General features: G+C 69.1%; 25 protein-coding genes and 2 pseudogenes. 13 read left to right on the forward strand and 14 right to left on the reverse strand.

What is annotated here, in order from left to right:
• Positions 1–35: 35 nt before the first annotated feature.
• Genes ACFT9I_RS16340 through ACFT9I_RS16365 form a run of 6 tightly spaced genes read right to left on the reverse strand, consistent with a single transcriptional unit; the run spans position 36 to position 4762 of the window.
• On the reverse strand, positions 36–479 hold the full coding sequence (locus tag ACFT9I_RS16340) for a VOC family protein (RefSeq protein WP_382564724.1): 444 nt from the start codon (positions 477–479) through the stop codon (positions 36–38).
• Positions 476–952, reverse strand: coding sequence for a VOC family protein (locus ACFT9I_RS16345; protein ID WP_382564726.1), 477 nt, complete (start codon positions 950–952; stop codon positions 476–478). The genes ACFT9I_RS16340 and ACFT9I_RS16345 overlap by 4 nt, the downstream gene beginning before the upstream one ends.
• Positions 949–1977 carry a 4-hydroxy-2-oxovalerate aldolase gene (gene dmpG, locus ACFT9I_RS16350; protein WP_382564728.1) on the reverse strand — a complete coding sequence of 343 codons (1029 nt, stop codon included), beginning with the start codon at positions 1975–1977 and terminating at the stop codon, positions 949–951. Before dmpG ends, ACFT9I_RS16345 begins: the two co-directional genes overlap by 4 nt.
• Positions 1974–2936 (reverse strand): acetaldehyde dehydrogenase (acetylating), encoded by a 963-nt coding sequence (locus ACFT9I_RS16355; RefSeq protein WP_382564730.1) that lies wholly within the window; start codon positions 2934–2936, stop codon positions 1974–1976. Before ACFT9I_RS16355 ends, dmpG begins: the two co-directional genes overlap by 4 nt.
• A complete protein-coding gene (locus tag ACFT9I_RS16360) occupies positions 2933–3751 on the reverse strand; it encodes a 2-keto-4-pentenoate hydratase (protein WP_382564732.1) in 819 nt (272 codons plus the stop codon). The genes ACFT9I_RS16355 and ACFT9I_RS16360 overlap by 4 nt, the downstream gene beginning before the upstream one ends.
• Positions 3752–3811: 60 nt before the next feature.
• The gene (locus tag ACFT9I_RS16365) at positions 3812–4762 is read right to left on the reverse strand and encodes an ABC transporter substrate-binding protein (RefSeq protein ID WP_382564734.1); all 951 of its coding nucleotides are present in this window, start codon (positions 4760–4762) and stop codon (positions 3812–3814) included.
• A 269-nt stretch (positions 4763–5031) separates the two neighbouring features.
• On the opposite strand from ACFT9I_RS16365, the gene ACFT9I_RS16370 reads away from it, so the two are divergent.
• The 5 genes from ACFT9I_RS16370 to ACFT9I_RS16390 all read left to right on the forward strand — a co-directional run bounded on the left by ACFT9I_RS16370 (position 5032) and on the right by ACFT9I_RS16390 (position 13095).
• A complete protein-coding gene (locus tag ACFT9I_RS16370) occupies positions 5032–6498 on the forward strand; it encodes an aldehyde dehydrogenase family protein (RefSeq protein WP_382564736.1) in 1467 nt (488 codons plus the stop codon).
• A gap of 61 nt (positions 6499–6559) precedes the next feature.
• Positions 6560–7513 carry an NAD(P)-dependent oxidoreductase gene (locus ACFT9I_RS16375; protein ID WP_382564738.1) on the forward strand — a complete coding sequence of 318 codons (954 nt, stop codon included), beginning with the start codon at positions 6560–6562 and terminating at the stop codon, positions 7511–7513.
• Between the two features lie 162 nt (positions 7514–7675).
• Entirely contained in the window at positions 7676–8851 is a 1176-nt protein-coding gene (locus ACFT9I_RS16380; RefSeq protein ID WP_382564740.1) for an acetyl-CoA C-acyltransferase, read from the forward strand.
• A gap of 33 nt (positions 8852–8884) precedes the next feature.
• The gene (gene icmF, locus ACFT9I_RS16385; protein WP_382564742.1) at positions 8885–12160 is read left to right on the forward strand and encodes a fused isobutyryl-CoA mutase/GTPase IcmF; all 3276 of its coding nucleotides are present in this window, start codon (positions 8885–8887) and stop codon (positions 12158–12160) included.
• Positions 12161–12231: 71 nt separating this feature from the next.
• Entirely contained in the window at positions 12232–13095 is an 864-nt protein-coding gene (locus tag ACFT9I_RS16390; RefSeq protein WP_382564744.1) for a 3-hydroxybutyryl-CoA dehydrogenase, read from the forward strand.
• A 637-nt stretch (positions 13096–13732) separates the two neighbouring features.
• On the opposite strand, the gene ACFT9I_RS16395 is transcribed toward ACFT9I_RS16390, so the two are convergent.
• Positions 13733–14740, reverse strand: a complete 1008-nt coding sequence (locus tag ACFT9I_RS16395) for a PDR/VanB family oxidoreductase (protein WP_382564746.1) — start codon at positions 14738–14740, stop codon at positions 13733–13735.
• 37 nt (positions 14741–14777) lie between these two features.
• Between ACFT9I_RS16395 and ACFT9I_RS16400 the strand changes: the two genes are divergently transcribed.
• Positions 14778–16130, forward strand: coding sequence for a cytochrome P450 (locus ACFT9I_RS16400; RefSeq protein WP_382564748.1), 1353 nt, complete (start codon positions 14778–14780; stop codon positions 16128–16130).
• A gap of 194 nt (positions 16131–16324) precedes the next feature.
• Positions 16325–17095, forward strand: a complete 771-nt coding sequence (locus tag ACFT9I_RS16405; RefSeq protein WP_382564956.1) for a FadR/GntR family transcriptional regulator — start codon at positions 16325–16327, stop codon at positions 17093–17095.
• A gap of 330 nt (positions 17096–17425) precedes the next feature.
• Here the strand turns inward: ACFT9I_RS16405 and ACFT9I_RS16410 are convergent, their stop codons facing one another.
• From ACFT9I_RS16410 to ACFT9I_RS16420, 3 genes are read right to left on the reverse strand one after another with little or no spacing between them, the layout of a single operon-like run.
• Complete coding sequence (locus tag ACFT9I_RS16410) at positions 17426–17638, reverse strand: hypothetical protein (protein WP_382564750.1); 213 nt, start codon at positions 17636–17638, stop codon at positions 17426–17428.
• Positions 17639–17643: 5 nt separating this feature from the next.
• Positions 17644–18237: an NADPH-dependent F420 reductase gene (locus ACFT9I_RS16415; protein ID WP_382564752.1), complete on the reverse strand. Its 594-nt coding sequence runs from the start codon at positions 18235–18237 to the stop codon at positions 17644–17646.
• A gap of 60 nt (positions 18238–18297) precedes the next feature.
• A complete protein-coding gene (locus tag ACFT9I_RS16420) occupies positions 18298–18669 on the reverse strand; it encodes a DoxX family protein (RefSeq protein ID WP_382564754.1) in 372 nt (123 codons plus the stop codon).
• Between the two features lie 193 nt (positions 18670–18862).
• Here ACFT9I_RS16420 and ACFT9I_RS16425 point away from each other — a divergent pair, with 193 nt between their 5' ends.
• Complete coding sequence (locus tag ACFT9I_RS16425) at positions 18863–19504, forward strand: TetR/AcrR family transcriptional regulator (RefSeq protein WP_382564756.1); 642 nt, start codon at positions 18863–18865, stop codon at positions 19502–19504.
• Positions 19505–19550: 46 nt separating this feature from the next.
• Here the strand turns inward: ACFT9I_RS16425 and ACFT9I_RS16430 are convergent.
• Positions 19551–20081: pseudogene (locus ACFT9I_RS16430) on the reverse strand (UvrD-helicase domain-containing protein); the annotation flags it as partial.
• Between ACFT9I_RS16430 and ACFT9I_RS16435 the strand changes: the two are divergent.
• Positions 20082–20465 (forward strand): annotated as a pseudogene (locus ACFT9I_RS16435) (ATP-binding protein); the annotation flags it as partial.
• A 104-nt stretch (positions 20466–20569) separates the two neighbouring features.
• On the opposite strand, the gene ACFT9I_RS16440 reads toward ACFT9I_RS16435, so the two are convergent.
• The 3 genes from ACFT9I_RS16440 to ACFT9I_RS16450 form a co-directional block, all read right to left on the reverse strand.
• Positions 20570–21082 carry a DinB family protein gene (locus ACFT9I_RS16440; RefSeq protein WP_382564758.1) on the reverse strand — a complete coding sequence of 171 codons (513 nt, stop codon included), beginning with the start codon at positions 21080–21082 and terminating at the stop codon, positions 20570–20572.
• A 157-nt stretch (positions 21083–21239) separates the two neighbouring features.
• On the reverse strand, positions 21240–21590 hold the full coding sequence (locus ACFT9I_RS16445) for a hypothetical protein (RefSeq protein ID WP_382564760.1): 351 nt from the start codon (positions 21588–21590) through the stop codon (positions 21240–21242).
• Between the two features lie 211 nt (positions 21591–21801).
• Entirely contained in the window at positions 21802–22212 is a 411-nt protein-coding gene (locus ACFT9I_RS16450) for a winged helix-turn-helix transcriptional regulator (protein WP_382564762.1), read from the reverse strand.
• Between the two features lie 105 nt (positions 22213–22317).
• Between ACFT9I_RS16450 and ACFT9I_RS16455 the strand changes: the two genes are divergently transcribed.
• From ACFT9I_RS16455 to ACFT9I_RS16470, 4 genes are all read left to right on the forward strand, one after another.
• The gene (locus ACFT9I_RS16455; RefSeq protein ID WP_382564764.1) at positions 22318–22800 is read left to right on the forward strand and encodes a DsbA family protein; all 483 of its coding nucleotides are present in this window, start codon (positions 22318–22320) and stop codon (positions 22798–22800) included.
• A gap of 90 nt (positions 22801–22890) precedes the next feature.
• Positions 22891–23532, forward strand: coding sequence for an FMN-dependent NADH-azoreductase (locus ACFT9I_RS16460; protein ID WP_382564766.1), 642 nt, complete (start codon positions 22891–22893; stop codon positions 23530–23532).
• A 339-nt stretch (positions 23533–23871) separates the two neighbouring features.
• Entirely contained in the window at positions 23872–24912 is a 1041-nt protein-coding gene (locus tag ACFT9I_RS16465; RefSeq protein ID WP_382564768.1) for a vWA domain-containing protein, read from the forward strand.
• Positions 24913–25242: 330 nt separating this feature from the next.
• On the forward strand, positions 25243–26247 hold the full coding sequence (locus ACFT9I_RS16470) for a glycoside hydrolase family 3 N-terminal domain-containing protein (protein ID WP_382564770.1): 1005 nt from the start codon (positions 25243–25245) through the stop codon (positions 26245–26247).
• Positions 26248–26314: the final 67 nt, after the last annotated feature.

Here is a 26314-nt window from a genome sequence, read left to right on the forward strand (position 1 = left end):
GTCCCTGCGCTGTGCGGACATCCACGTGGGCCGGGTCAGCGCGTGGGGTAGTACTTCTCCAGGCCCGCCCGGGGAAGTGTCACGTTGCACGCCTCGATGAACACCCCCAGGGGTCCGGCGCTGAACATCGCCCGTGACTCGGCATCTGGCTTCTCGGGGCCGCCCTTGCAGACCCAGCCGCACTGCCGCAGCCGCTCCGACTCGTCCACGAGGTTCTCGGCCCAGTAGCCGAGGTGGTGGAACGCCGTCCCCTCGCGTGGGGCGTTGGGAGTGCCGGGCGTCGCTTCGAACAGCTCGAAGGCGCAGCTTCCCGCGGTGGCGAAGGTGAGCCGCGTGTCGATCTCGTGCACCGTGCCGAACTCGTCCTTGGTGACACCGACGTAGTGCTTGACCGGTCGCCAGTCCAGCAGCAGCGCCGTACCGAACTCCCGCATCGCCCGGTCGAGATCGTCGACGGCGAACGCAACGTGCCAGATCACAGCCTGATCCCCTTCGGTAGGAACTGCTCCATGCCCGGTGGCGGCGCCGAGACGCCGCACGCTTCGAGCAGCACGCCGTAGGGGCCTTCGTGGAAGGCCCTCGGCTGCCCGGCGGCGCTGCCGGCGAGGGCCAGGCAGGGCAGGGACAGCTGGTCGAGCCGCTGTGTCTCGGCGTCGACGTCCTCGGTCCAGTAGGCGATGTGGTGGAACGGCGAGTCGCCGCGTTGGACGAAGGGGGTTCCCGCGACGGGCTCCATCAGCTCGATGGCCAGCGGTGTCTCACGCGAGAACACCCCTCGGGTCGCCAGGCGCAGACTCGCCCCGTCGGCGTCCTGGATGATCTCGTCGTACTCGGTGACCTCGCCCCAGCTGACGCCGAGGCCGTCGGTGAACTCGCGGGCCGCCGCCTCCACGTCAGTGACCACGAAGCACACATGCCAGGGTGTGCGCGGGCTTCCGCCGCCGCCGCTCATGTTTGGTCCTTGACTTGGTCCTTGACGAGGTCGAGTGCGATGTCGATGAGCATGTCCTCCTGGCCGCCGACGAGCCTGCGCCTGCCCGCTTCGAGCAGCAGGGTGCGTACGTCGATACCGAAACGCGCCGAGGCGGCCTCGGCGTGACGCAGGAAACTCGAGTAGACGCCGGCGTAGCCGAGGGTGAGCGTCTCCCGGTCCACCCGGACCGGGCGGTCCTGGAGGGGGCGGACGATGTCGTCGGCGGCGTCCTGGAGCGCGAAAACATCGCTGCCGTGGTTCCAGCCGTAGATGTCGGCCACCGCGATGAAGGCCTCGATGGGACAGTTTCCCGCTCCGGCGCCGTGCCCGGCGAGGGAGGCGTCGACGCGGCGGACCCCGTTCTCGACAGCGACCACGGAGTTGGCGACGGAGAGGGAGAGGTTCTCGTGGGCGTGGATGCCGATCTCGGTCTCCGCGTCCAGAAGGTCGCGGTACGCGCGTACGCGTTCTCCGACGTCGGCCATGGTCAGCCGTCCACCGGAATCGGTGACGTAGACGCAGTGAGCGCCGTAGGACTCCATCAGCTTGGCCTGCTCGGCGAGTTCCTTGGCCGGGGCCATGTGGCTCATCATCAGGAACCCGGACACGTCCATGCCGATCTCGCGCGCGGTGGAGATGTGCTGGGCGGAGACGTCGGCCTCGGTGCAGTGGGTGGCCACCCTCACCGACCGTACTCCCAGGCCGTACGCCCGCTGGAGGTCCTCGACCGTGCCGACGCCGGGAAGCAGCAGCGTGGTGAGCCGCGCGGAAGTGATGTTGGCCGCGGCGGCCTCGATCCACTGCCAGTCGGTGTGGGATCCGGGTCCGTAGTTCACCGACCCGCCGGCCAGCCCGTCACCGTGGGCCACCTCGATGGCGTCGACGCCCGCGGCGTCGAGGGCCGCGACGATTCGCCCGACGTCCTGGGTGCTGATCCGGTGGCGTACGGCGTGCATCCCGTCACGCAGAGTAACGTCCTGAATGTACAGTCGGCGCTCGGTCATCGGGGGGTTCCGTCCTGCTGGGCGATGCGTTCGGCCACCCGCAGGGCGGCGGACGTCATGATGTCGAGGTTCCCGGCGTAGGCCGGCAGGTAGTGCGCCGCGCCCTCGACCTCGAGGAAGACCGACACCTGGTGGGTGGGGACGAGCGGGGAGTCCGGGGCGAGCAGGGTGTGCACCGGCTGGTCCTCGGGGATCGGGTCGATCTGGATGTGCTGCTTGAGCCGGTAGCCGGGCACATAGGCGGCCACGTCGCCGACCATCTTGGCGATCGAGGCGCGGATTTCGTCGTGCAGCGCCGGATCGGGCGCGGAGGTGAGACAGAAGACCGTGTCCCGCATGATCAGCGGCGGTTCGGCCGGATTGAGGATGATCACCGCCTTGCCGCGTTCGGCTCCGCCGACGGTGCGGATCGCGTGGGAGGTGGTCTCGGTGAACTCGTCGATGTTGGCGCGGGTGCCGGGCCCCGCGGACCGTGAGGAGATCGAGGCCACGATTTCCGCGTAGGCGACCGGGGCGATCCGTGAGACAGCGGCGACGATGGGGATGGTCGCCTGGCCGCCGCAGGTCACCATGTTGATATTGGCTGCCCCGAGGTGCTCGTCGAGATTCACCGCAGGGACGACGAAGGGGCCGATCGCGGCCGGGGTCAGGTCGATCAGCCGCTTGCGGTGCGGTTCCAGTACCCGCGCGTTGGCCATGTGGGCCTTGGCCGAGGTGGCGTCGAAGACGATCTCGATGTCGTGGAATCCGGGCAGGGCGAGGAGGCCTTCGACGCCCTCCGCGGTGGTCGGCACCCCCAGACGGGCCGCCCTGGCCAGCCCGTCCGAGGCCGGGTCGATGCCCACCATCGCGGCCATCTCCAGGTCTTTCGACAACCGGAGAACTTTGATCATGAGATCTGTTCCGATGTTGCCCGACCCGATGACCGCGACTTTGGTCTTGCGACCGGGTCCGCTCATGACTGCTCCTCCTGATCGTGGTGGGGCGCGGTGCCGAAGCTGGCCGTGACCGTGCCGAGACCGGTGATGTCGGCGCTGACGGTGGCTCCGGGATCGACCGTCGCCATCGGCCCGAGCGCTCCGGAAAGGACGAGTTGCCCGGCCCGCAGCGGCTGTCCGAACTCGCGGGCGGTACTGGCGAGCCAGGCGAGAGCGTTGAGCGGGTCGCCGAGGCAGGCCGCTCCGGTGCCGGAGGAAACCGGTTCACCGTTGATCGTCATCACCATCTCGACCAGTACCGGGTCGAACTCGTCCAGCGTCCTTCGTACGCTTCCGAGTACGTAGAGGCCGCTGCTCGCGTTGTCGGCGACGGTGTCGCCGAACTGGATGTCCCAGTCCGCCACCCTGGAGTCGACGATCTCCAGGGCGGCCACCGCGTAGGCGACGGCCGCGCGGACCTGGGGTGGGTCGAGCGGGCCTTCGGCGAGATCCTCGGCGAGCACGAAGGCGACCTCCGCCTCCGCCTTGGGCTGGAGGAGCCGGGACATCGGGATGGTCTGCCCCTCGGCGAACTCCATGTCGTCGAAGAGGACACCGAAGTCCGGCCGGCCGACCCCGAGCTGGCTCTGCACGGCCTTCGAGGTGAGCCCGATCTTGCGTCCGACGACGACCGCGCCCGCCTCGATCCGCGCCGCGACGAGTCGCTGCTGCACTTGGTAGGCGGCGGCGATGTCGGCGGCGCCGATGAGTTCCCGCACCGGTTGACAGGCGATTCCGGTCTGTGCGGCACGTAGCAGCCGATCGGCGGCGGCTCGTACTTGATCGTCAGCGGACACGGCGCCACCCTTCAATAAGTATGCTAACTATATTACTAGTTAGCATGTACGCAAGACCGTTCACTCGACTCCGCCGTCGAAGTAGTCGCCGAGGGGAAGGTCGTCCCAGATCAGTCCCTGCTCGCGCATGTAGCGGCGCAACGCCTCCAGCGTGGGCAGATTGGCGGCGACACCATAGGGCCAGTAGTCCTCGCCCATCAGCGCGACGTGCTCCTCCACGGCGGCCAGCAGCCACGGCAGCGTGACCTTGGGGACGCTCGCCGACCACAGCCGCCGCATCGCCTCCGCCTTGGCGTCCTCGAACGCGGCGGCGATACGTCTCGCGAGACCTGGATCGTCGGCGAGCAACTGTGTCCGCACCACGAGCAGATGCATGATCGGGAAGATCCCGGTCCGGCCGTAGTACTCCCGCTCGCTGGCGGCAAAGTCCGGCAGCAGGCGGCGCGTGCCCGGCAGCATGGGGCTGTTGGTCGCGCCGATGACCGCGTCCAGGCGCCCCCGCGCCAGCTGCTCGGCCAGGCTCGAGGACCGGTCGGCGGCACGGATACGGACGCCCTGCGGGTACCGGACGGTGTCGTCCTCCAGCGCGGCCGGGTCACGGCCGGTGTACCACTCGATGTCCTCGGGCCGCAGACCGTGCTCGTCGGCGAAGACACCGCGCAGCCAGACCGCCATCGTCATGCCGTACTCCGCCAACCCGATCCGCGCGCCGCGCAGGTCCGCGAAGTCCTTGACGCCGGAGTCGGCGCGGACGTACACGTTGCCGTGCCGGAAGGCGCGGGAGATCCAGACCGGCAGAGCCGTCAGGGGCGAGTCCGGCCCGAGTTTCGAACGCTGTGTCATGTAGAACGAGATCGACATCTCGCCGGCGTCGAACCCGGCCGCCGGGTCGGTGATGGCCGCGAATGCCTCCTTGGGACCGTTCAGCACAGACAACCGCAGATCCAGCCCGTGGCGTACGCCGCACTGCTCGATGTCCTCGACCCGGTCGTAGCGACCTCCGAATGCCAAGCGAAGTGTCCTGCCCATCGCACCGTCCTTCGTCGTCCGTGCCCACCGGGGAAGGCGGGGCCGACTCCTTGTTGCAGCCTTAAATAGTAGATACCATAATCATAGATTGCACTAGGGAGCCCGAGGCCCCTCATGGTGCCACGGAAGGATCCCGCCGTCGCCGTCACCTCGGTGGGTACCTCGCGCCGAACGGTGGATTCGGCCCCGCCGCGACGGATCCCCGCCGCCCGCACCGGGTACTGCATCGGACGAACAAACGTGGAGGGCGCATGGACAGTCGCTACGAGTTCCAGTTCATCGGCGGGGAATGGGTCCGGCCCGGCTCCGAGTCGTACATCGAGGTGGTCAACCCGGCCACCGAGAAGGTGATCGCCAGGGTCCCCCGCGGAAACGCGGCGGACGGCGAGCAGGCCGTACGCGCGGCCAGGGCGGCCTTCCCGGCCTGGGCCGCCACGCCGCTCAAGGAGCGCGTCGAACTGCTTCGACGGGCGGCCGAACTGCTGGAAGAGCGCACCGACAGCGTCGCCCGCACGATCTCCGAGGATGTCGGCACTCCCCTCACGCTGGCGCGCGCCGTTCAGGTCGGATATCCCGTACGGGTGCTGCGCGCCTTCTGCGACGTTGCCCACGATGTCCCCTGGCAGCAAAAAATCCGGCACACGTTGGTGGTCCGGGAACCGGCCGGCGTCGTGGTGGCGATCACGCCGTGGAACTATCCCCTGCACCAGACCGCGGCCAAGATCGGGGCCGCTCTACTGGCCGGCTGTACGGTGGTGCTGAAACCCTCGGAGCTGGCGCCACTCAGTGTCTACGCGCTGATCGAGGTCTTCCGGGACGCGGGCCTGCCGAGCGGGGTGCTGAACATGGTCCTCGGCTACGGCGACGAGGTCGGTGAGCCGCTCGTCGTGCACCCGGAGGTCGATGTGGTCACCTTCACCGGTTCCACCGCCGTCGGCGCCGCGATCACACGCGCCGCGGCTGATGGGGTCAAGCGCGTCACCCTCGAACTGGGCGGAAAGTCGCCCTCGGTGATCCTGGACGGGGCGGATCTCGACCGCGCCACCGCCGGGACGGTCGCACGCTGCTTCGGCAACTCCGGCCAGACCTGCGCGGCTCTCACCCGCCTGATCGTGCCCCGGCACCTCCTGGCCCAGGTGGAGGAACGTGTCGCGGCGGCCGTCGGGGCGCTCACGATCGGCGACCCGCTCGACGCCGGCACCGATCTGGGACCGCTGGTGTCGGCGGCGCAGCGTGGCCGGGTCGAGGCACTCATCCGGTCGGGCATCGACGAGGGCGCCCGGCCGGTCGCCCTCCCCGGTGAGCGGCGGCTGCCCGACTCGGGCTTCTACGTGTCCCCCGTCGTCTTCAGCGATGTGCGCAGTCATCTTCGGGTCGCCCAGGAGGAGATCTTCGGACCCGTTCTCTGCCTCCTTCCCTACGACGACGTGGACGAGGCGGTCGCCATCGCCAACGGGACGCCGTACGGCCTCGCCTCTGCGGTGTGGGGTCCTCCCGACCCGGCGGTGACCACCGCCGTCGCCCGCCGGCTGGCCGCGGGAATGGTCGGTGTCAACGGTGGCCGCCTCAATCTGGCCGCCCCCTTCGGCGGCTACAAGGCTTCGGGCCGAGGACGGGAGTTCGGCGCCCTGGGCATCGAGGAGTTCCTTGAGGTCAAGGCGGTCAACTTCCTCAGCGACGACGACATCTGGTGGGCCGAGCCCACCAGCCCGAGCTGAGTTCGTCCTGTTCCTCGCCCCTCGCCCGGCACAACGGGCACCGACCGACAAGGAGTCACCAATGACAGCGCACATCCCCGGGCAGCAGCCGACAGTCGGCGTCGTGGGACTGGGCAACATGGGGGCGGCCATCGCCCAAGCCGTCATCGCCGGCGGCCTGCCGACCCTGGTCCACGACATCCGCCCCGAGGCGGTCGCCGACCTCGTGGCGGCGGGCGCCCTCGCCGCCGGGTCCGCCGACGCCGTGTGCCGTGACGCCGACATCATCTGTGTCGTGGTCCTGAACGAGGCCCAGGTCAGCGAAGTCGCGGACCACCTGACCGGTCTGGACGCGGACGGCAAGACCTTCGTCGTGCACAGCACCGTCACACCGCTGTTCATGCGGCAGCTCGCCGACCGGCTGGCCGGGCATCACGTCGAGGTGGTGGACGCCACCGTGGCCGGCGGCGTGGCCAAGGCCCGCACCGGCGAGCTGACGGTCATGGTGGGCGGCTCGGACAGCGCGGTGTCGACGATCCGTCCCGTACTGGACAGCATCGGCAAGGAGATCTTCCACGTCGGCGCGGTCGGCGCGGGCTCAGCGATGAAGCTGATCGTCAATTTCACCACCATGAGCACCTACGCGCTGCACCTCGAAGCCATGGAACTGGCGCAGGCGTACGGCCTGGAGGAGGACGCGGTCACCTCGGTGCTGGTGAAGAGTTCAGCCGACTCCAAGGCGATCCGCACGTGGGGCTTCCACGACCGGATCCGCCGGAATCAGCCCCCGGGCACGGCGCCCGTCGGGACCGTCATGCTCAAGGACCTGTCGGCGGCGGCGACGGCCGCGGGGCAGCGCGGGCTCGTCCTTCCCCTGGCGTCGGTGGCCGCCTCCACCATCGTGGCCAAACTGGCGGCACGTGACGAGTGGCTGGACAGCCTCGGTGAGCCGGTGCCGATCCCGCGGTGCGACGTCTGCGGACTGGAACTCGCCGCGCCCTACCGGGGTCTCGGACGGCACGGCGACTGCGGATAACCGGCCGGCCGGTACCGCCGCCGGGCCCGAGCAGCGCCGAAAGGCACCACCCGAAGCCCCCTCCCCTCCCCACCCCGCCGGTTCTCCTCCGCGCACCCCTCCGCCCAACTACTAGGACGTCCGAATACCGGATGTCCTCAGGCCCATCAGAAGGTTGTCACCATGTCCGCAACCGTCATCGTCGCCGGCCGCCGCACGCCGATCGGAAAACTCCTCGGCGGCCTGCGCACATGCTCCGCGCCCACTCTGGGCGGTATCGCCATCGCCGGCGCCCTCGACGCGGGCGGCGTGCCCGCGAACGCGGTCGACGCCGTACTGATGGGCACCGTGGTCCAGGCCGGTGTGGGCCCCAACCCGGCCCGGCAGGCGGCCGCACGCGCGGGCATCCCGATGACGGTGCCCGCGAGCACCGTGAACAAGCTGTGCCTGTCCGGCCTGCACGCGATCGCGCTCGCCGACGCGCTGATCCGTGCCGGGCAGCACGAGGTCGTCGTCGCCGGCGGCATGGAGTCCATGACGCGGGCCCCGCAGCTGATCGAAGGTTCGCGCCTGGGCTGGAAGTACGGCCCCGTCGTCGTCTCCGACGCCCTCGACCGCGACGCGCTCACGTGCGCCTTCGACGGCATCCCGATGGGCGAGGCGACCGAGCGCTACCAGCGCGTCTACGGCATCACCCGCGCGGAGCAGGACGCCTACGCGGCACGCTCACACCGCCTGGCCGCCGCCGCACGCTCGGACGGCCGGCTCGGCGAGGAGATCGTCCCCGTGCGCACCGGCCGCGCCGACCTCGCCCACGACGAGGGCATCCGCCCCGACACCAGCGTCGAACGCCTGGCCCAACTCGCCCCGGCGTTCAGCGACGACGGCACGATCACGGCCGCGAGTTCCTCGCAACTGTCCGACGGGGCGGCCGCGGTCGTGATCACCACCGCCGAACGCGCCGCCGCCGAAGACTGGCCCGTACTGGCCGAGATCGGCGCCCACGGCACCGTCGCGGGCCCGGACCCCTCCCTCGTCGCGCAACCCGCCAACGCCATCCGCGACGCGCTGCGCCGCGACGGCCGCCTCACGCTCGACGCCCTCGACCTGATCGAGATCAACGAGGCGTTCGCCGGCGTCGCACTGGCCTCGACACGTGAACTCGACCTGCCCGCCGAGCGGATCAACGTCAACGGCGGCGCGATCGCCCTCGGGCACCCCGTCGGCATGTCCGGAGCTCGACTCGCCATCACCCTCGCCCACGAACTGCGCCGACGCGGAGGCGGCACCGGAGCAGCCGCCCTGTGCGGCGGCGGGGGACAGGGCGACGCCCTGATCCTTCGGGTCCCCGCGCACTGAGCCAACCGACGAAGCCCCTGCCACGGAGACGACATGACCGCCACGGCCCCACCCACCCCGCCCAAGCCCGAACTGCACATACCCGTCAACCCGGTTCGCTTCGTCACCGCGTCGGCCCTGTTCGACGGCCACGACGCCGCGATCAACATCATGCGCAGGATCCTCCAGTCGCAGGGCGCCGAGGTGATCCACCTCGGCCACAACCGCTCGGTGCGCGAGGTCGTCGACGCCGCGATCGAGGAGGACGTCCAAGGCATCGCGGTCAGCTCCTACCAGGGCGGCCACGTCGAGTACTTCGAATACCTCACGGCCTCGCTCAAGGAGGCCGGCGCCGAACACGTGCGCGTCTTCGGCGGCGGCGGCGGAGTGATCGTGCCGGAGGAGATCGAGCGCCTGGCCGCCGCCGGCGTCCTGATCTTCTCACCCGAGGACGGCCAACGACTCGGCCTCGCCGGCATGATCAACCGGCTCATCCGCGACTGCGACACCGACCTCACCGCGCGGGCCCTCGACGTCGACGCCATCCTGACAGGCGAACGCACCGCCCTCGCCCGCGCCATCACCGTCGCCCAGTCCGGCGCCCTGACCGACACCGACCGGGAACGCCTGCGCGAGGCCGCGGCGGCCCGCGGCGTCCCCGTCCTCGGGATCACCGGCACCGGCGGCTCGGGCAAGTCCTCACTCACCGACGAACTGGTGCGCAGGCTCCGCGTCGACCAGGGCGACCGGCGGCGTGTCGCCGTGCTCGCCGTCGACCCCACCCGCAGGCGCGGCGGCGGCGCGCTGCTCGGCGACCGCATCCGGATGAACAGCCTCGACGGCGACCGCGTCTTCTTCCGCTCCCTGGCCACCCGAGGCGCGCGCGAACTCCCCGAGCACGTCGAGGACATCCTCACGATCACCAAGGCCGCCGGATTCGACCTGGTGATCCTGGAGACCCCCGGCGCCGGCCAGGGTGACGCCGGCATCACCGCGCACGCCGACGTCTCCCTGTACGTGATGACGCCCGAGTTCGGGGCGGCCTCCCAACTGGAGAAGATCGACATGCTCGACTTCGCCGACGTCGTCGCCATCAACAAATTCGAACGGCGCGGCGCCGAGGACGCGTTGCGCGATGTGTCGCGCCAACTCGTGCGCAACCGCGAGGCGTTCACGTCCCGGCCGGAGGACATGCCGGTGTACGGCACATCCGCCGCCACCTTCAACGACGACGGCGTGACCGCCCTCTACGGACGACTCGCCCGCGAACTCACGGGCGCCGGACTCCATCTCGACGACGGCACACTCGACCCGGTCGACGTCCGCCACTCCACCGGCGCCGCGCAGATCCTGCCGCCCGCGCGCGTGCGCTACCTCGCCGAGATCGCCGAATCCGTACGCGGCTACCACGCCCTGACCGGACGTCAGGTCGCCGTCGCGCGCCGCCGCCAGCGTTTCGCGGCCGTCCGGGACGAACTGCGCGCGGAGGCCGACGCGGGAGAGGGCACGGACAGCCCCACCGACCTGAACGCCCTCCTGGCCCGCGCCGAGGCCGAACTCTCCCCGGACTCGGCGGCGTTGCTCGCCGACTGGCCCCGGGTCGCGGCCTCGTACGACGGCGACGAACAGGTCGTCAAGGTGCGAGACCGCGAGATCCGCACCGCGCTCACCCGCGAATCCCTGTCCGGCAACCGCATCCCGCGCGTCGCGCTGCCCCGCTACGTCGACGACGGCGAACTCCTGCGCTTCCTGCGGGCCGAGAACCTTCCCGGCTACTTCCCGTTCACCGCCGGCGTGTTCCCGTTCAAGCGCGACGGCGAGGACCCGGCACGCATGTTCGCCGGCGAGGGCGACCCCTTCCGCACCAACCGCAGGTTCAAGCTCCTGTCCGCCGAGGGCGACGCCACCCGTCTGTCCACGGCGTTCGACTCCGTCACCCTGTACGGCCGCGACCCCGGAGAACGCCCCGACATCTACGGCAAGGTCGGCACCTCCGGCGTCTCTGTCGCCACCCTCGACGACATGAAGGCCCTGTACGACGGCTTCGACCTGGTCGCGCCGTCCACGTCCGTGTCGATGACGATCAACGGACCCGCGCCCACGATCCTCGCGTTCTTCCTCAACACGGTGATCGACCAGCGCATGGACGCGTTCCGCGCGAGCGAGAACCGCGAACCCACCCCCGACGAGGCCGACACCATCCGCGCCCACGCGCTCGCGAACGTGCGCGGCACCGTACAGGCCGACATCCTCAAGGAGGACCAGGGCCAGAACACCTGCATCTTCTCCACCGAGTTCTCGCTGCGCGTGATGGCCGACATCCAGGAATGGTTCGTGCGACACCAGGTGCGCAACTTCTACTCGGTCTCCATCTCCGGCTACCACATCGCCGAAGCCGGCGCGAACCCCATCTCCCAGCTCGCCTTCACCCTCAGCAACGGCTTCACCTACGTCGAGGCCTACCTCGCGCGGAGCATGGCCATCGACGACTTCGCTCCGAACCTGTCGTTCTTCTTCTCCAACGGCATGGACCCCGAATACAGCGTCCTGGGCCGGGTCGCCCGGCGCATCTGGGCCGTCGCGATGCGGGAGCGGTACGGCGCCAACGAGCGCTCGCAGAAGCTCAAGTACCACGTCCAGACCTCGGGCCGCTCGCTGCACGCCCAGGAGATGGACTTCAACGACATCCGCACCACGCTGCAGGCGCTCATCGCGATCTACGACAACTGCAACAGCCTGCACACCAACGCGTTCGACGAGGCAGTCACCACCCCGACCGAGGAATCCGTACGCCGCGCCCTCGCCATCCAACTTGTCATCAACCGCGAGTGGGGCCTGGCGATGAACGAGAACCCGCTCCAGGGCTCGTTCGTCATCGATGAACTCACGGACATGGTCGAGGAGGCCGTACTCGTCGAGTTCGACCGCATCAACGAACGCGGCGGCGTCCTGGGCGCCATGGAGACCGGCTACCAGCGAGGCAGGATCCAGGACGAGTCGATGCTGTACGAACAGCGCAAGCACGACGGCACGTTGCCCATCATCGGCGTCAACACCTTCCGCAACCCGCACGCCGCCGACGCCCCCGCGACCGTCGTCGAACTCGCCCGCGCCACCGAGGCCGAGAAGGAATCCCAACTCGCCCGCGTCCACGACTTCACCACCCGCAACGCCAACGCCGCCACGGCCGCGCTCGCCGAACTCAAGCGCGCCGCCACACGCGGTGAGAACGTGTTCGCCGTCCTCATGGACGCCGCCCGCGTATGCAGCCTCGAACAGATCACCGACGCCTTCTTCGAAGTCGGCGGCCAATACCGCCGCAACGTCTGATCCCGACCCCCGCCTCCGCCTCCTCGGGCGATCACCGAGCCCCACACCCCGGGGCCGAAAGGACTACCACCATGCCCGAACCCACCAAGGTCGGCATCGTCGGCTGCGGCCTCATGGGCTCCGGAATCGCCGAAGTCGCCGCCCGCTCCGGCCTGCCCGTCCTCGTCGGCGAAGTCACCCCGGCCGCCGCCGACAACGGCCGCGCACGCATCGAGACCTCGCTCGCCCGCGGCGTCAAGGCCGGCAAACTCACGCTCGCGGACCGCGACGCCACGCTCGCCCGCATCACCTTCACCACCGACCTCGCCGACTTCGCCGACCGCGACATCGTCATCGAGGCCGTCGCCGAACACCGACAGACCAAACTCGACACCCTCGCCGCACTCGACAAGGTCCTCGTCCACGACCGCGCCGTCATCGCCTCCAACACGTCCTCGTTCGCGGTGATGGACCTCGCGGTCGCCACGAGCCGACCCGAGAACGTCGTCGGCATGCACTTCTTCAACCCCGTCCCCGTACAACCCCTCGTCGAGATCGTGCCCACCCAACTCTCCTCACCCGAAGCGGTCGCACGCGCCCAGGAGTTCGCGCGCGACGCGCTCGGAAAGACCGTCATCACCGCACGCGACCGCTCCGGCTTCGTCGTCAACGCGCTGCTCGTGCCCTACCTGATCTCCGCGGTACGCATGCTCGAATCCGGCTTCGCCTCCGCCGACGACATCGACAACGGCATGGTGCTGGGCTGCGCCCACCCCATGGGCCCACTGCGCCTGCTCGACCTGATCGGCCTCGACACCGCCCAGGCCGTCGCCGAGGCCATGTACGACGAGTTCAAGGAACCGCTCTACGCCCCACCGCCGTTGCTGCGCCGCATGGTCGCCGCCGGACTGCTCGGCCGCAAGAGCGGGCGCGGATTCTACACATACGCTCGCTGAAGATCGACAACTGCCGAATCGGGGTGTTCGCCGCCTACGCCGCCCGCCGTGAGCGGGCGCTGGCCGAGCGAGCCCTACCGGCCGAAGTCGTGGACGGGGAACCGCGCGCGGTGCGATGCGGCGCGGATCCCCGCCGGGCGGGCCTTCGCCACCAGGTCGGAGAGCGCCCGCGTCCTTGAAGCCGGGAGCCGGTGGGGGGCGCGGCCGACGAGGCGTTCGGACAGACTCCAGGTTCCGGCGCGCGCGAGGAACACGGTGTCGGTTATGTCGTCGGGGTGGCAAAGTCGCGACGCGCTCTCGCGAGGACCGGTTTCTGGTGGATCGACGCCTTGATCGGCCACCCACCACCTGCGGCGTGGACACGAGTGTCTCGCGGCGACGGCGCGAAGGGCCCGCGAACGTACGGCCGGGTCTGCGCGAGACAGCCCACAGTCCCGGACCCGGACCTGGCCGCAGCCGTCGGGAGTTGGCCCGTCGAAGCCAGAGCGACCCCACGGGGATCGCGTATTCCGTCGCCGCCGACCCCCACGACACGCCGCTCGCCGAACCCGTCCGCGTCGCGGGCCTGGTGGGCGATCGGGGTGGTGTACCACCCTTCATGGCGAGACGGGGCGGCCGGCTCGCCCCACGGCATGGGCTACAGGTCGATGACCAGCCGCTTGGAGAGCGAACGGCCGACGCAGATCATCATGGTGTCGTTCGCTGCCCGCTCCTCGTCGGTGAGCACGACGTCCCGGTGGTCGGGGACGCCGTCGAGCACCGGGGTCTCGCACGACCCGCAATAGCCCTCTCCGCAGGAGAAGGGTGCGAACGGGGTGTGCTCCAGGACGATGTCCATCATCGTCCGATCGGCCGGAACGGTGACGGTCATGTCGGTTCGGGCCAGTACGAGTTCGAACTCGCTGTCGGCGGGGCCGCCGGCTCGGGCCTCGTCGTCGGCAGTGGCGGCCACGAACCGCTCGACGCGCAACCGCTCACGCCGGCCGGGCAGGACGGCCCCCTCAAGAGCCGCGAGCAGACCCTCCGGCCCACAGGCGTAGAGCAGCGTGTTGTCGTCGACCTCCGCGACGACGGCCTCGATGTCGATCATGCCCTGCTCATCCTGCGGTACGAGCTGCACCGATCCGCCGTCCATGGCGTCGAGCGCGTCGAGCAGGGCCATCGACCTCCGGGTCCGCCCTCCGTAGACGAGGGTCCACGGAATGCCCCGCCGGGACGCCTCACGGATCATCGGCAGGATCGGCGTGATGCCGATCCCTCCGGCCACGAACACGTAGCGTTCCGTCGGATCGAACGGAAAACGGTTCCGCGGGCCGACGATGCGCAACGTCGCCCCTTCGGTGACCTCTTCGTAGAGTTCACGGGAGCCACCGCGCCCGTTCTCCTCCCGCAGGACGGCTATGTCATACGTGGGGTCGTCGGCGTTGCCGTACAGGGAGTAGTGCCGACGGAGCCCGGAGGGCAGGACCACCTCGATGTGGGCTCCCGGCTCCCACGGAGGCAGTGGCCGACCGTCCTCGCCGGCCAGGGTCAGGCCCGCGACATCGTCGGCGAGCGCCACCCTACGGAGCACCCGCACCGCGAAGCCCTCGGATGAGTCGACCGCAACCGTAGTGGAGACCGTGTCGGCCACGTGCTGGGGCATGGAAGTCTCCTCGTCGTGACAACCAATCATGCTTATTATGCTACTATATAAATGTAGGTGGTCGATAAGGATCCGGCAACGGTCCGGACGGATTCGGGCTACGGCAAGGAGATCGACGGTGAGTGGAACCAACGGTGAGGGCCTGTCGCACGCGGCCGCGGCGAGCGGGTGCCCCTATGACGGGTCGGCGGGCGCGGGGAACCTGGAGATCACCTCCTACCGGGAGGTCGAAGAGATCCTCGCCCGGCCGCAGCAGTTCAGCCTCGCCGACACCAAGGGCGACTCCGAGGAGTTCGCCCGCGGGACCGTGGTCGGTCTCGAAGGCGGAGACCACCGGCAGCGCCGACGGCTGCTGGCGAAAATCGTGGACATCTCCCAGCCCTGGGGACCCCGTGGGTCGCTCCTGACAGAACTTTTCGAAGGTTTGATCGCGCCACTGCGCGAGCGGGCGGCGGGCGGCGAGACGGTCCACTTCGACCTCATCCCGTTCGCCCGGCAGGTCTATGGCCGGATGGCCGCCGCGCTGATCGGCATCGACGGCGTGGACAGTGCCGAGCGGCTGGAGCGGCTGGAAAGTTTCATGACGCCGATCATCGGCGGGCTCACCGCGGAGTTCACCCTGCGCGACCTCGCGGCCATCACCCGCGAATCCCGGGCGGCGCGCCAGGGCCTCAAGGCCGAGTTCTTCGACGCCAGCCTGAGCCGCCGCGCTGCCGCCATCAAGCAAGGCGGCGAGGACGCGGAGCGGCTTCCCGGCGACCTGATCACCCAGTTGCTGTCGTCGCCGGACGGCGGCTTCGACGAGGACGCCATCTTCCGCGAGTGCGTCGTGCTGTTCGCCGCCTCGGTCAACAACCCCGTGTCCCAGATCGCCAACTGCGTCAACGAACTGTCCGGCTGGCTTGCGGTGAATCCCTCGGAGGCCCACCGTCTGGACGACGACGCGTTCCTCAACGACGTGGTCCGCGAAACCCTGCGGCTGCACCGGACCGGGAACCCGTACCTGTTGCGCGCGGTCCTGGAGGATGTCGAACTGAGCACCGGACGCCACCTGAAAGCCGGTGAACGGGTCGCCCTCCATGTGGGGCCCGCCAACCGCGATCCCGAGATCTTCGGAGAGACCGCTTCGCAATTCGACCCTCTTCGTGCCGTCAGCGCCCCCCGGGTGAAACCCTTCGGGCTGGCCTTCGGCGGGGGCCCGCACGCCTGTCTGGGCCGCCCTCTGGTGTACTGGGAGCGCGGCGACCCGCCGGCGCTGGGCTACCTGGCGCGACTGCTCAAGTGCCTGCTCACGGAGCGGGTGGCGGTGGGCGATCCCGCGCGCCACTCCAAGCAGTCGCAACACGCCGGCGACCGGTTCTCGGCGTTCGACGTCACCATCGCCGGCTGAACCGGGAGCGGACACGTACCCGGCGCGCAAAATATCCCGTTCAGCGTGCCGCGGGACGAATGGCGGAAAACCCTGCTTACGATCGATTTAAGCCACCACCTGGGACGTCCAAAGGGCATCCGGATGATTTCAGGGGGCCGCCGACCGCCCTGATATCCTAAAAGTATTCACTGTTTATGTCGGCGGGGGTCTTAATGAATGCGGCTCAGGACACAACCGCGCGCAGGTCGTCACCTCGCGCCGCGAAACAGTCCGAAGTGGTCGCACGTGAACTCCTCCATCGGATCGTCGCCGAGAAGTTGCCGGAAGGCACTCGGCTGCCCACCGAGAAGGTGATGGCCGAGGAACTGGCCATCGGCCGCAGCACTCTGCGTGAGGCGCTGCGGATTCTGGAGAGCCACGGCGTTCTGACCATCCGCGCCGGACGGGCCGGCGGCCCGATCGTGCGCCACCCGCGCCCGTCTGACCTGGGCCAGGCGCTGACGATGCTGCTGCAGTTCGAAGGGGCGTCTTTCAGCGATGTCTTCGAGGCCCGGCACGCGCTGGAGCCGCGGCTGGCGGCGATGGCCGCGACCCGGATCCGGGCCCCCGCCCTGGCCCGCCTCCAGCAGACGATTCTCCGCATGGAGGAATACCTTGACGAGTCGGTGGTCTTCCAGCGCGAGAACCTGGTCTTCCACGAAGTCATCGCGGAGGCGTCGGGAAGCAACGTGCTCAGGCTGCTGATGCTCGCGGTCGAATCGGTGGCCGGCGGCACCGCCTTCGGCCCCTCTGGCACCGAGTCCTACAGCCGCGCCCAGCGCGCCGCGGTCCTGGCCGCGCACAAGAGGATCTACGAAGCTCTCGCGGCCGGTGACGAGGCCGCGTCCGAAGCCGCGATGGCGGACCACTCCAAGGAAGCGGGGGGCTTCTGGAAGGCCGCCAATCGCGACCTGTCGAAACATCACGTGCAGTGGGGCCGCTGACCGAGCGTCGTCCTCTCCTCTCCTCCCGTCGAAGCGAGCGGGTTCGTTGCGAACTGGAGCTGGAATCCGGGGAACCCTCGCGGGGATTGCGGCACCATCAGGGAGAGTACGGCGGGTTTGCCGCATCGCCAGTGGCTCAACGTTCAACCTGCATCACCGCTTTGATGAAGCATCTGCCCACCTGCTGGACGTGGAGGATCGTTCTGGAGCGGTATGCCGCACACGAAGGGATGGGCCGGCGTGGATCGCGAGCCTGCCCGCCCGGCGCCGTCGCCCCGGCATGAGGCTCTGACCCGGCTTCGGTCCTGTTTCAAGCGGTCGGTGTGTTCTTCAGGGTGCCGTCAGCGCCGAGGGTGCGGTCACGGCGGGCACCCTCTTCGTTCTCCTGGTGATTTCATCGGTCTTGTGGCTGTCGTGGAACATCACGCAGTTCATGAGGTGTCCGGTGCCGTCCTCCGGCACCATGGCGATGATCCGCATCCCGCAAAGGAACGGGTCCGTGGTCCTGCTGAGCCGCAGCAGCAGCTCGATCTCCGGTCTCATCTGGATCAGGTCAGGCAGATGATCACTTGGTGCCGTGCCACGGACGGTAGCGAGTGCCCCTGACGCCTCAGCGCCAGGGTGACCAGCGCGCCTGCGGATGGCGCGCACTCCACATCCGCTACGGAGGTCGGGCCGGCCACGCCTGCACTCAAGCCATCACAATTCATTCTGACGGGAAGCGCTCCGGCCTCGAACCGGATCGAAGCCGAGGGCATCCACCAACGCGGTGACGGTGGCCACGGCCTGGGGGGCGTCTCCCGCGACGGCGATGGCGCGGCGGACGGGCGCCCCGTGGTGAGATCGGGGCGGGCGCCGTCCTCCAGGTCGTGGTAGCCCATGTGGTTGAAGGCTTTCACGACCTGGGAGCCGGTCAGGTGGGCTTGGACTAGCTCGCTGGAGGAGGTGCCCGGGTCGGTGAGGTCGTCGCGGATTCCGTCCACCTCCCACCAGTAGTTCATCGCGCCGACGACGAGCTTGCCGCGCAGTGCCTCCACTGGGACGCTGCGGTATTTGCCGAGGGGCAGGGCGAGGATGACGAGGTCCGCCTCGACGACGGCCCGTTCGGCGGTGACGGGCTCGGCGCCCGGGACGGCGGACACAGCGGGGCTCCGTTTCGGAGGAGGAACTGGGTGGGGGGTGGATGGATGCCTTCGGGCGGCTTACCAGGCGTACGGGCCGAAGCGGCCCCAGGCGATCACGATGGCAATTGCGAGCAGGACGATGTTGACTCCGACGTTCGGCCATTCGCTGCGGCGGCCGTGGGTGACCACCGCGCCGATCATGATCAGTGCGACGCCGACGGCCGCAAGCGGCGTGAGCACGGTGGCGATACCGGTCGCGGCTGGGAGGATCAGGCCGAGTGCAGCCAGCACCTCCAGTGCGGCGATGGTCTTGACCTGGCCCGCGCTGAAGCTCTTCGCCCAGGCCATCGACTCGGCGGTCTTCTCGTAGGGCTGGGCGAGCTTGCCGCCGCCGGCGGCAAGCATCCCGGCGGCGAGCAGAGCCTGCAGGATCCAGAGGAAGACATGCATGTCGGAGTCCGATTTCGTTCGGTGGGAGGGGACGTGGCCCTGCGCGGGCCGCCGCACGCCGAGCGCTGCGTTGGAGGGTGCAGAGCTCGGGGCAAGGAGCCGGCGGCGAAGCCTCACACAGCATAAGCGGACTTCACCCCGGTTACCTACCCGTCGCCCGGGACAGATCGTGAAGCAGGGATAGATTTGCCGCATGGATCGAACGCCCCTGTCTCTTGGACGGCCGCGCGCTGAGCGCGCCGACGCCGCCCGTAACCGAGAGCAGCTCTTGGCTGCGACGCGCGAGATGGTTGCCGAGCTGGGGGCGGACAAAGTCACCATGGACGGCCTCGCCGAACGCGCCGGTCTAGGCAAAGGCACGGTCTACCGCCGCTTCGGCACCCGCGCCGGCATCTTCCACGCCCTGCTCGACGACGACGAGCACGCCTTCCAGCGCGAGGTCTTGGCCGGCCCGCCTCCGCTCGGCCCCGGCGCAAGCCCTCTGGAGCGACTGGTCGCCTACGGTCGGGCCCGGATCGCCTTCCTCACCGGCCACATCACAATTGTCCGCTCCGCTCTGGACCGCCACCGGCCTGTCCCCGCCGAGGGTGGCAGCACCTTCACTCAGGCCCATATCCGCATGCTGCTCGGCCAGGCGGGCACCGGCGTCGCCGACCTGGACAGCTTGACCGTCCAGCTCACCAGCGCCCTCGAAGGCCCTTTCATGATCTTCCTGGCGCTGCCGGGGACCGGACCCGAGCCGAGCGTCGAGGCGGACGCCGCCTTCGAGCGGCATGCCCGCCCGCTCAGGGACAGCTGGCAGACCCTGATCGAGAGAGTCTGCCGCCGGGCCTGAACCCGTCGCTCCGCCCCTTTCCCGGCCCTCCGGCTGCAGGTGGGGTGAGGTCGCGGGAGGCCGCAGCCAGGGCCCGTAGGCTCCCTCCTCCCCTGGCAAGCGCGACACGTTGACCGTTCTTGAGACGGGCCATCACTTCGACCATGGCTCCGACATTGGTCCGGCACAGCACAGCGTCCAGGCGCTCGACCGTGCCGATTTCGGTGGCTAGGGCGGGGGTGCCGGTCAGGCGGATCGGGTCGCTGGCGATGGTGAGCCACCGGTTGGCTTCGGTGGCGAGGCGGGGACCGAAGCGGAAGGACCGGGACAGGGACAGGGTGTGGCCGTCGAAGCCGGTCATGACGTCGCGGGCGCCGCGCCAGCCGTAGATGGCCTGGGCGGAGTCGCCGACCATTACCAGCTGGGCGTGGTCGCGTTGGGCGGTGAAGACCTGTTCGAGGACGGGGTTGGTGTCCTGGGCTTCGTCGAGGAGGAGGAAGTCGGTGTCGATTCTCGGGCCGGTCAGTGCCCAGATTTTGAGGTAGTGGTCGTGGTCGAAGCGCATGACACCGGTGTTGGGGCGCTGGAGGTCGGCCCAAGTTACCGCGTCCCCTACACGCTCGCCACGAAGCTGGTGAACGAGTTGGTCGAGGCCGCCGACGAGAAGCAGCTGAACAAGACCATCGCCCGCTACGGCCGCGTCGACCTTCTCTGCATCGACGAGGTCGGCTACATGGAACTCGACCGCCGCGGCGCCGAACTGCTCTTCCAGGTCCTGACCGAACGCGAGGAGAAGAACAGCGTCGCCGTCGCCTCGAACGAGTCCTTCGGTGGCTGGACGAAGACGTTCACGGACCCGCGGCTCCGCGCGGCCATCGTCGACCGCCTCACTTTCAACGGCAGCATCATCGAGACCGGCACCGACTCCTACTGCCCAGCCAGCACCCGGGCACGAGCCGAGGGATCCGCGAAGGTCGGTTGACTTCCGCCGCTACCTGCGTCGACGGCCAGCCGCCCTGACGGGGCGGCTGGTACTCATTCAAACCGACCCCCTGCTCGAAGGTGATCACACACCTGCTCGATGCGTCAGCCCCAGTTGTGATCTCCGGTGAATCCGTCGATGGACTCGCGCAGGATGTCCGCGTGACCCGCGTGGCGAGCGACTTCCTCGAGCATATGAATCAGTGCCCAGCGTAGTGAAACGGTGGCGCCGTCGAAGAACGCGAAGGCGGTGCCGGTGGCGTCGATGTCGAGGCCCCGGATCGCTTCGTCGGCGGCGGTCCGGGCGCGGGCGTAGAAGTCCAGGATGTCCTTGGTCGGCTCGTCAGCGGCCACGTGCCAGTCGGACGCCTCGTCGCCTTCGACTTCGAAGGGAAGGGGTTCGCACTCGCGGCCGAACGTCAGGCAGAACCAGCCGAGTTCAGCGCCGGCGAGATGCTTGAGCAGCCCGAGGAGGCTCGTGCCCGACGGGCCTACCGGCCGGCACAGTTGGTCGTCGTCGAGGTCCGCGAGCTTCCACAGCACCGCGTCACGGTGCCGATCTAGGGCAATGTGCAGGCTTTCCTTCTCGCCGCCGGTGAACGGCACGTGCTTGACCATGCCCAGACCCTACTGGCTGAGGTCGCAGGCAGTCCCGTCCCGCAAGGCGCTCGTTGGGAACCCCTCACGTCGTTGAACGCCGGAGCGAGTGAGGTGACGAGTAGCTCCACCACCCCATCGGTAACGACGAAGCCGTCATCCCCGACGCCCTGCTCTACTACCGGTCCAGCAACACGATGCGGCGGGCCTTCTTCGAAGTCGACCGGGCCACCATGGGCCCCGCGAGCGCCTGGCCGCCAAACTCACCGCCTACGCCCGCCTCCACCGCTACATACCCGGCCCCACTCCCGGACGCCGCTGGCACACCGCCACCCAGGCCACGGAAGAAGCGTGGCGGCAGCGGTATCCGCTCTTCCCCAGGCTGCTGTTCGTCCTGGACGGCGCCGGCCCCACCGGCATCGAGAACCGCATCCGCGCCCTGCATGCCCACACCCGCGACCCCGCGGTGACCGTCTTCCTGCACGCCGTCCCGGCCCTCGCCGCCCCGTTCGCCGATCTTCTGGAACACGGGCCGGCCGCACCCGTATGGCGACCGGTCCACGACCCCTCCCAGAAGGTCGACTGGATGCACTCACACCACCCGTATGAGGGTGTTTCAGATGTCCAGCTCGTTTGCAACAACTCATGAAACATGATCGCCGCAGGTGGACGACTGCGCGGCCGGGTGTTTCATGAGCGACCACCTATGAAACGCGCCCCGCCTCCGGGTGCCATGCCCGTCAGGATCCGAGGGTTGCGGCGCGGTCGCGGCTGGCGCGGATTTCGTCGTGGTGGTCGGCGGCCCAGCCGATCAAGGACGTGACGATCTTGTGCAGGCTGCGGCCGAGCGGGGCCAGGGTGTACTCGACGCGTGGCGGCACCTCAGCGTAGGCGGTGCGAATGATCAGGCCGTCCTGCTGGAGATGGCGCAGGGTGAGACTGAGCATGCGCTGGGAGATGCCGGGGACCTGGCGTTGCAGGTCGGTGTAGCGCAGCGGTCCGGACTCCAGGACGGCGATCACCAGCACGCTCCACTTGTCGCCGACGCGGTCCAGGATCAGCCGGACGAACGCCATCTGCTCGACGGGAATCGCCGCGCACGGCCCGATCGCCGCAGCCGCCACGATGTCGTCCTCGCTGGTCGTCCCCATGACGCACATTCCTCTCCGGCACGCACAGATTTGTGCCTTTTGTATCGGCCTCCATACTGGTCCATCATGGCGTTACGCACAAGTCGTCGGAAATGGAGGTGCGTGATGAAGTTGGACACTTGGTCCGAGGTGATCCGCCCGCGGTGCGGCCTGGGCCACCACCGCGTGGAGCGGGCCGTCGAGCGGTTCGAGCACGGTGACCAGGTGAAGGTGGTGCACCACTCGTTCCCGATCAGCGGCAGCTTCCCCGAGGGCCGAATCTTCTCCACCCGCAAGCCGGTGCTGGACAACCAGGTCGGCAACACCGATCTGGCACACGAGTTCCTCGCCCATGCCTCCGCCCACGGCAAGAACCGCGCAGCCTGGGAGCGGGTGCAGAACAACGCCCGCCGGGCCGAGCGTCTGGGCGAGCGCGGCGCCCCGTTCATCGTCATCGACAGCCGCTACGCCGTCCCCGGCGCGCAGGTCAGCTACACCCTGCTCGACCTGCCGCGTACGCCCTGGGCCGACACCCGCCCGGTAACCCCCGTCGCCGGCGACGCCCCGGTCCGCGGCCCGGACGGCTGCGCCGTCCCCGAATGCGCCTGACGCCGACGGCGCCTTCCCCTTCACCGATCTCTCCGGCACGCGGCCTTCCGGCTTCGACCTCGGCATCATTCCTGAAAGGTCATCATCCCCATGTCGTACCTGCTGCACATAGACGCCTCCTCGCTCGGCGAAGCCTCCGTCTCCCGCAAGGTCGCCCAGTCCTTCCGCGCCGCGTGGCGCGGCCCGGTCGTCCACCGCGACCTCGCCTCCTCGCCCGTGCCCCACATCACCGCCGCGGGCGTCTCCGCCCGGGTCACCGACCCCGCCCGGCACACCCCGGAACAGGCCGAGGCCGCAGGGCTTCAGGACGAGCTCATCGAGGAGTTCCTCGGCGCCGGGGCCTACCTGTTCACGGTGCCGCTGTACAACCTCTCCATGCCCTCGGTGTTCAAGGCATGGCTGGACCAGATCATGGTCGCCGGCCGCACCTTCGGCTTCGCCGACGGCGCCCCTACCGCCGGCCGCCCGGCCGTCGTGATCTCCGCCCGCGGCGGCGGCTACGGCCCCGGCAGCCCTAACGAGGGCAAGGACTACCTGATCCCCACGCTGGAGACCATCCTTGGCTGGTCCCACATGCTCGGACTCGACGTGACCACGGTGACCCCCGAGCTGACCATGGCGCCCGACGTCCCAGCAATGGCCGAGCTCGTCCCGCTTCACCGGACGTCCCTGGCCGCGTCCCACGAACAGGCCGGCCGGCTGGCGGAGGCCATCGCCAGCCGTGCCGCCTGAGCTGCACCGCAAGCGGCCCGGACGGGCCGGTCCCCCTACCCGACCGGTCCGTCCGAGCCGTACAGAAGGAAGGATCCTGATGCGTGCTCGAATCCGTCCGCTTGGCTGGTCGAGCACGCCGACTTCCCCGACGATCTCCGTGACGCCCAGCTGCGTCTTCACCAGGCCGGCGACGCCTACCGGGCGCTGTCGCCAACCGAACTGCAACCGCCCGCCCAATCCCCCCTCGGCACGTGCACCCCCGGTGTCTGCTGTCCACACCCTCCTGCGGACCAAGATCGATTGTCAGTGGTGGGTGAGAGAATCAGTACATCAAGCCGGAAAGAGGGGGAGCTTTTCATGTCCGGAACTCAGAACTACATCAACCACGTTGCTCTTGTGCTGGATGCCAGTTCGTCCATGTCACACCTGAGCGGCAAGGTCGTCGAAGTCGCCGACCAGCAGATCGCCTACCTGGCCCGCCGGTCCAAGGAACTGGACCAGGAAACCCGTGTCACGGTGTACGTCTTCGCGAACAAGGTGGAGTGCGTCGTCTACGACAAGGACGTGCTGCGGATGCCGTCCCTCAAGCAGCTCTACCGGGCCGGCGGCATGACGGCTCTGCTCGCGGCCACGCTGAAGTCGCAGAGCGAGCTGGCGCAGACAGCTCAACTCTACGGCGACCACAGCTTCCTGACGTTCGTTCTGACCGACGGACAGGAGAACGCAAGCCACCGCTCCCCGGACGCCCCCACCACGGATCCGCAGGAACTGATCAAGGCGGTGGCCGAGTTGACCCGGACGCAGGCGGACAACTGGACGCTGGCCGTGCTGGTGCCGGATCAGATGGGCAAGCGTGAGGCCATGCAGTGCGGCTTCCCCAAGGACAACATCGCCATCTGGGACGCCACGAGCACGCAGGGTCTGGAGGAGGCCGGGCAGGTCATCCAGCAGGCAACCGAGAACTTCATGGTGGGCCGCGCGAAGGGCATCCGCGGGTCGCGGGCGGTGTTCTCCACCGGTGCCGACGCTGTCAACAAGGACACCATAAAAGCGGCTGGCCTCACCCCGGTGAAACCATCCGAGTACCAGCTGATTCCGGTCGCTCGCGAAGCGGGAATCCGGGACTGGGTCAACGAGTGCGGACACACCTACCGCACCGGCTGCGCGTTCTACCAGCTCAGCAAGTCGGAGAAGGTCCAGGCAGGAAAGCAGATAGCGGTGCTCGAGAAGAAGACAGATCGCGTCTACACCGGACCGGCGGCCCGAACCCTGCTCGGCCTGCCCGCCGCCGAGGTACGCGTCAAGCCGGACCACAACGACGACTTCACCATCTTCGTCCAGAGCACCAGCGTCAACCGCAAGCTCGTCGCCCACACCCGGCTACTGCTCATGATCTGAGGCACCTCACAACACCCTCACCGCCCGGAGGGCGGTGAGGGTGGGTGGTCGAACGTCTCCAGATCTGCTCAGAGGTATCCCAGGGAGTACGGGCAACGCCCCTCGATCCTCAACGCGCCACCGAGGTTCGCGGGCCGCGCACGCTGCTTCGGCCATTCGGCGCCGTGCCGCGTTGCCGTCCGGGTGGTAACGGGCGTTCCCCGCACGGTGACGGTGTCTCACCGCACCGTGCCCGTGCCATGAAGGTGTCGCAGCCGGGGCGGCGTCGGAGGCGCACCGGCACGAGGGGGACGCCACCTGGTTCCGATCCAGATCTCCAGGAGACCCGTTGTGAGTGACACGGTGCGCGACGCGCATGCGATTCTCTTTCCCGCAATCCCCGACCTGTCCCTGCGGCCGTGGATGCTCACCCTTCTTCAGGCCGGGACCGTCGCAGTCCTGTGCGGGGAGAGCCGGGAAGAGTACGTGGCACGCGAGATGACGCAGCAACGGCAGTCGTCGGAGAGTGCGGGGGACGTCTCCGGGTTCATCTCCCAGGTGCGCAACGCGGCGAACGCGCCCGTCCTCGTCGCGGTGGATCAGGAGCCGTGGGGCACCCGACGCCTGCACAGGCTCGTCCCCTCCTTCCCCGCACCCGCCGACTACCGCGGCCTGTCGGACGAAGAGATCCGCGAGTCCGCCGCCACGGTGGCCTCCGCGGCCCTCGCGCTCGGCGTCAACACCTTCCTCTCCCCCGTCCTCGACGTCCTCCGGGGCCCCAACCCCTGGCTGGAGGGACGCACTCTGCCCGGAGGACACGACGAGGTCGCACGCGTGGCCGCCGCTGTCGTGCAAGGGATGCAAGGGGCGGGGGTCCTCTGCGTGGCGAAGCACTTTCCCGGCTTCCCCAGCCTGACGCTGGATCCCGCCCTGGAGGACACATCGATGGCCGCCGAGTCGTCGCACCTGAACGACCTAGTCCCCTTCCGGGGTGTGGTGGACGCGGGAGTGGGAGCTGTGATGACCGGTCCCGCGGTGGTCAGCGCCGTGGACGCTTCGCAGCCTGCCTCGACGTCCCCCGCGGTGATGGATCTACTCCGACGGCACCTGGGCTTCGAGGGGCTTGTCGTCAGCGACGAACTCGACGCGCCCGGCATCCTGCACGGCCGCACGCTGTGCGAGACCACCTTCGCGAGTCTTCAGGCAGGAGTTGAGCTGCTCCTGGTCCCCGGCGGCCCGGAGCTTCTCGACCTGGCCGCACAGGTCGCCGACCGCTGCCGACGCGACTCCTCGTTCGCGAGCATCGTCTCCCAAGCGGCACGGAAGGCCAGGAACGTCGCGGCCGCCCGGTCCTGACCTCCGGGCCCCTGCCAGGCGCCGTCCCGCGAGGCGGCCGTCGCGGGGACGAGGCCGACGAAGACGC

It is taken from the genome of Streptomyces sp. NPDC057137, from assembly GCF_042670825.1.
Taxonomy (GTDB): domain Bacteria; phylum Actinomycetota; class Actinomycetes; order Streptomycetales; family Streptomycetaceae; genus Streptomyces.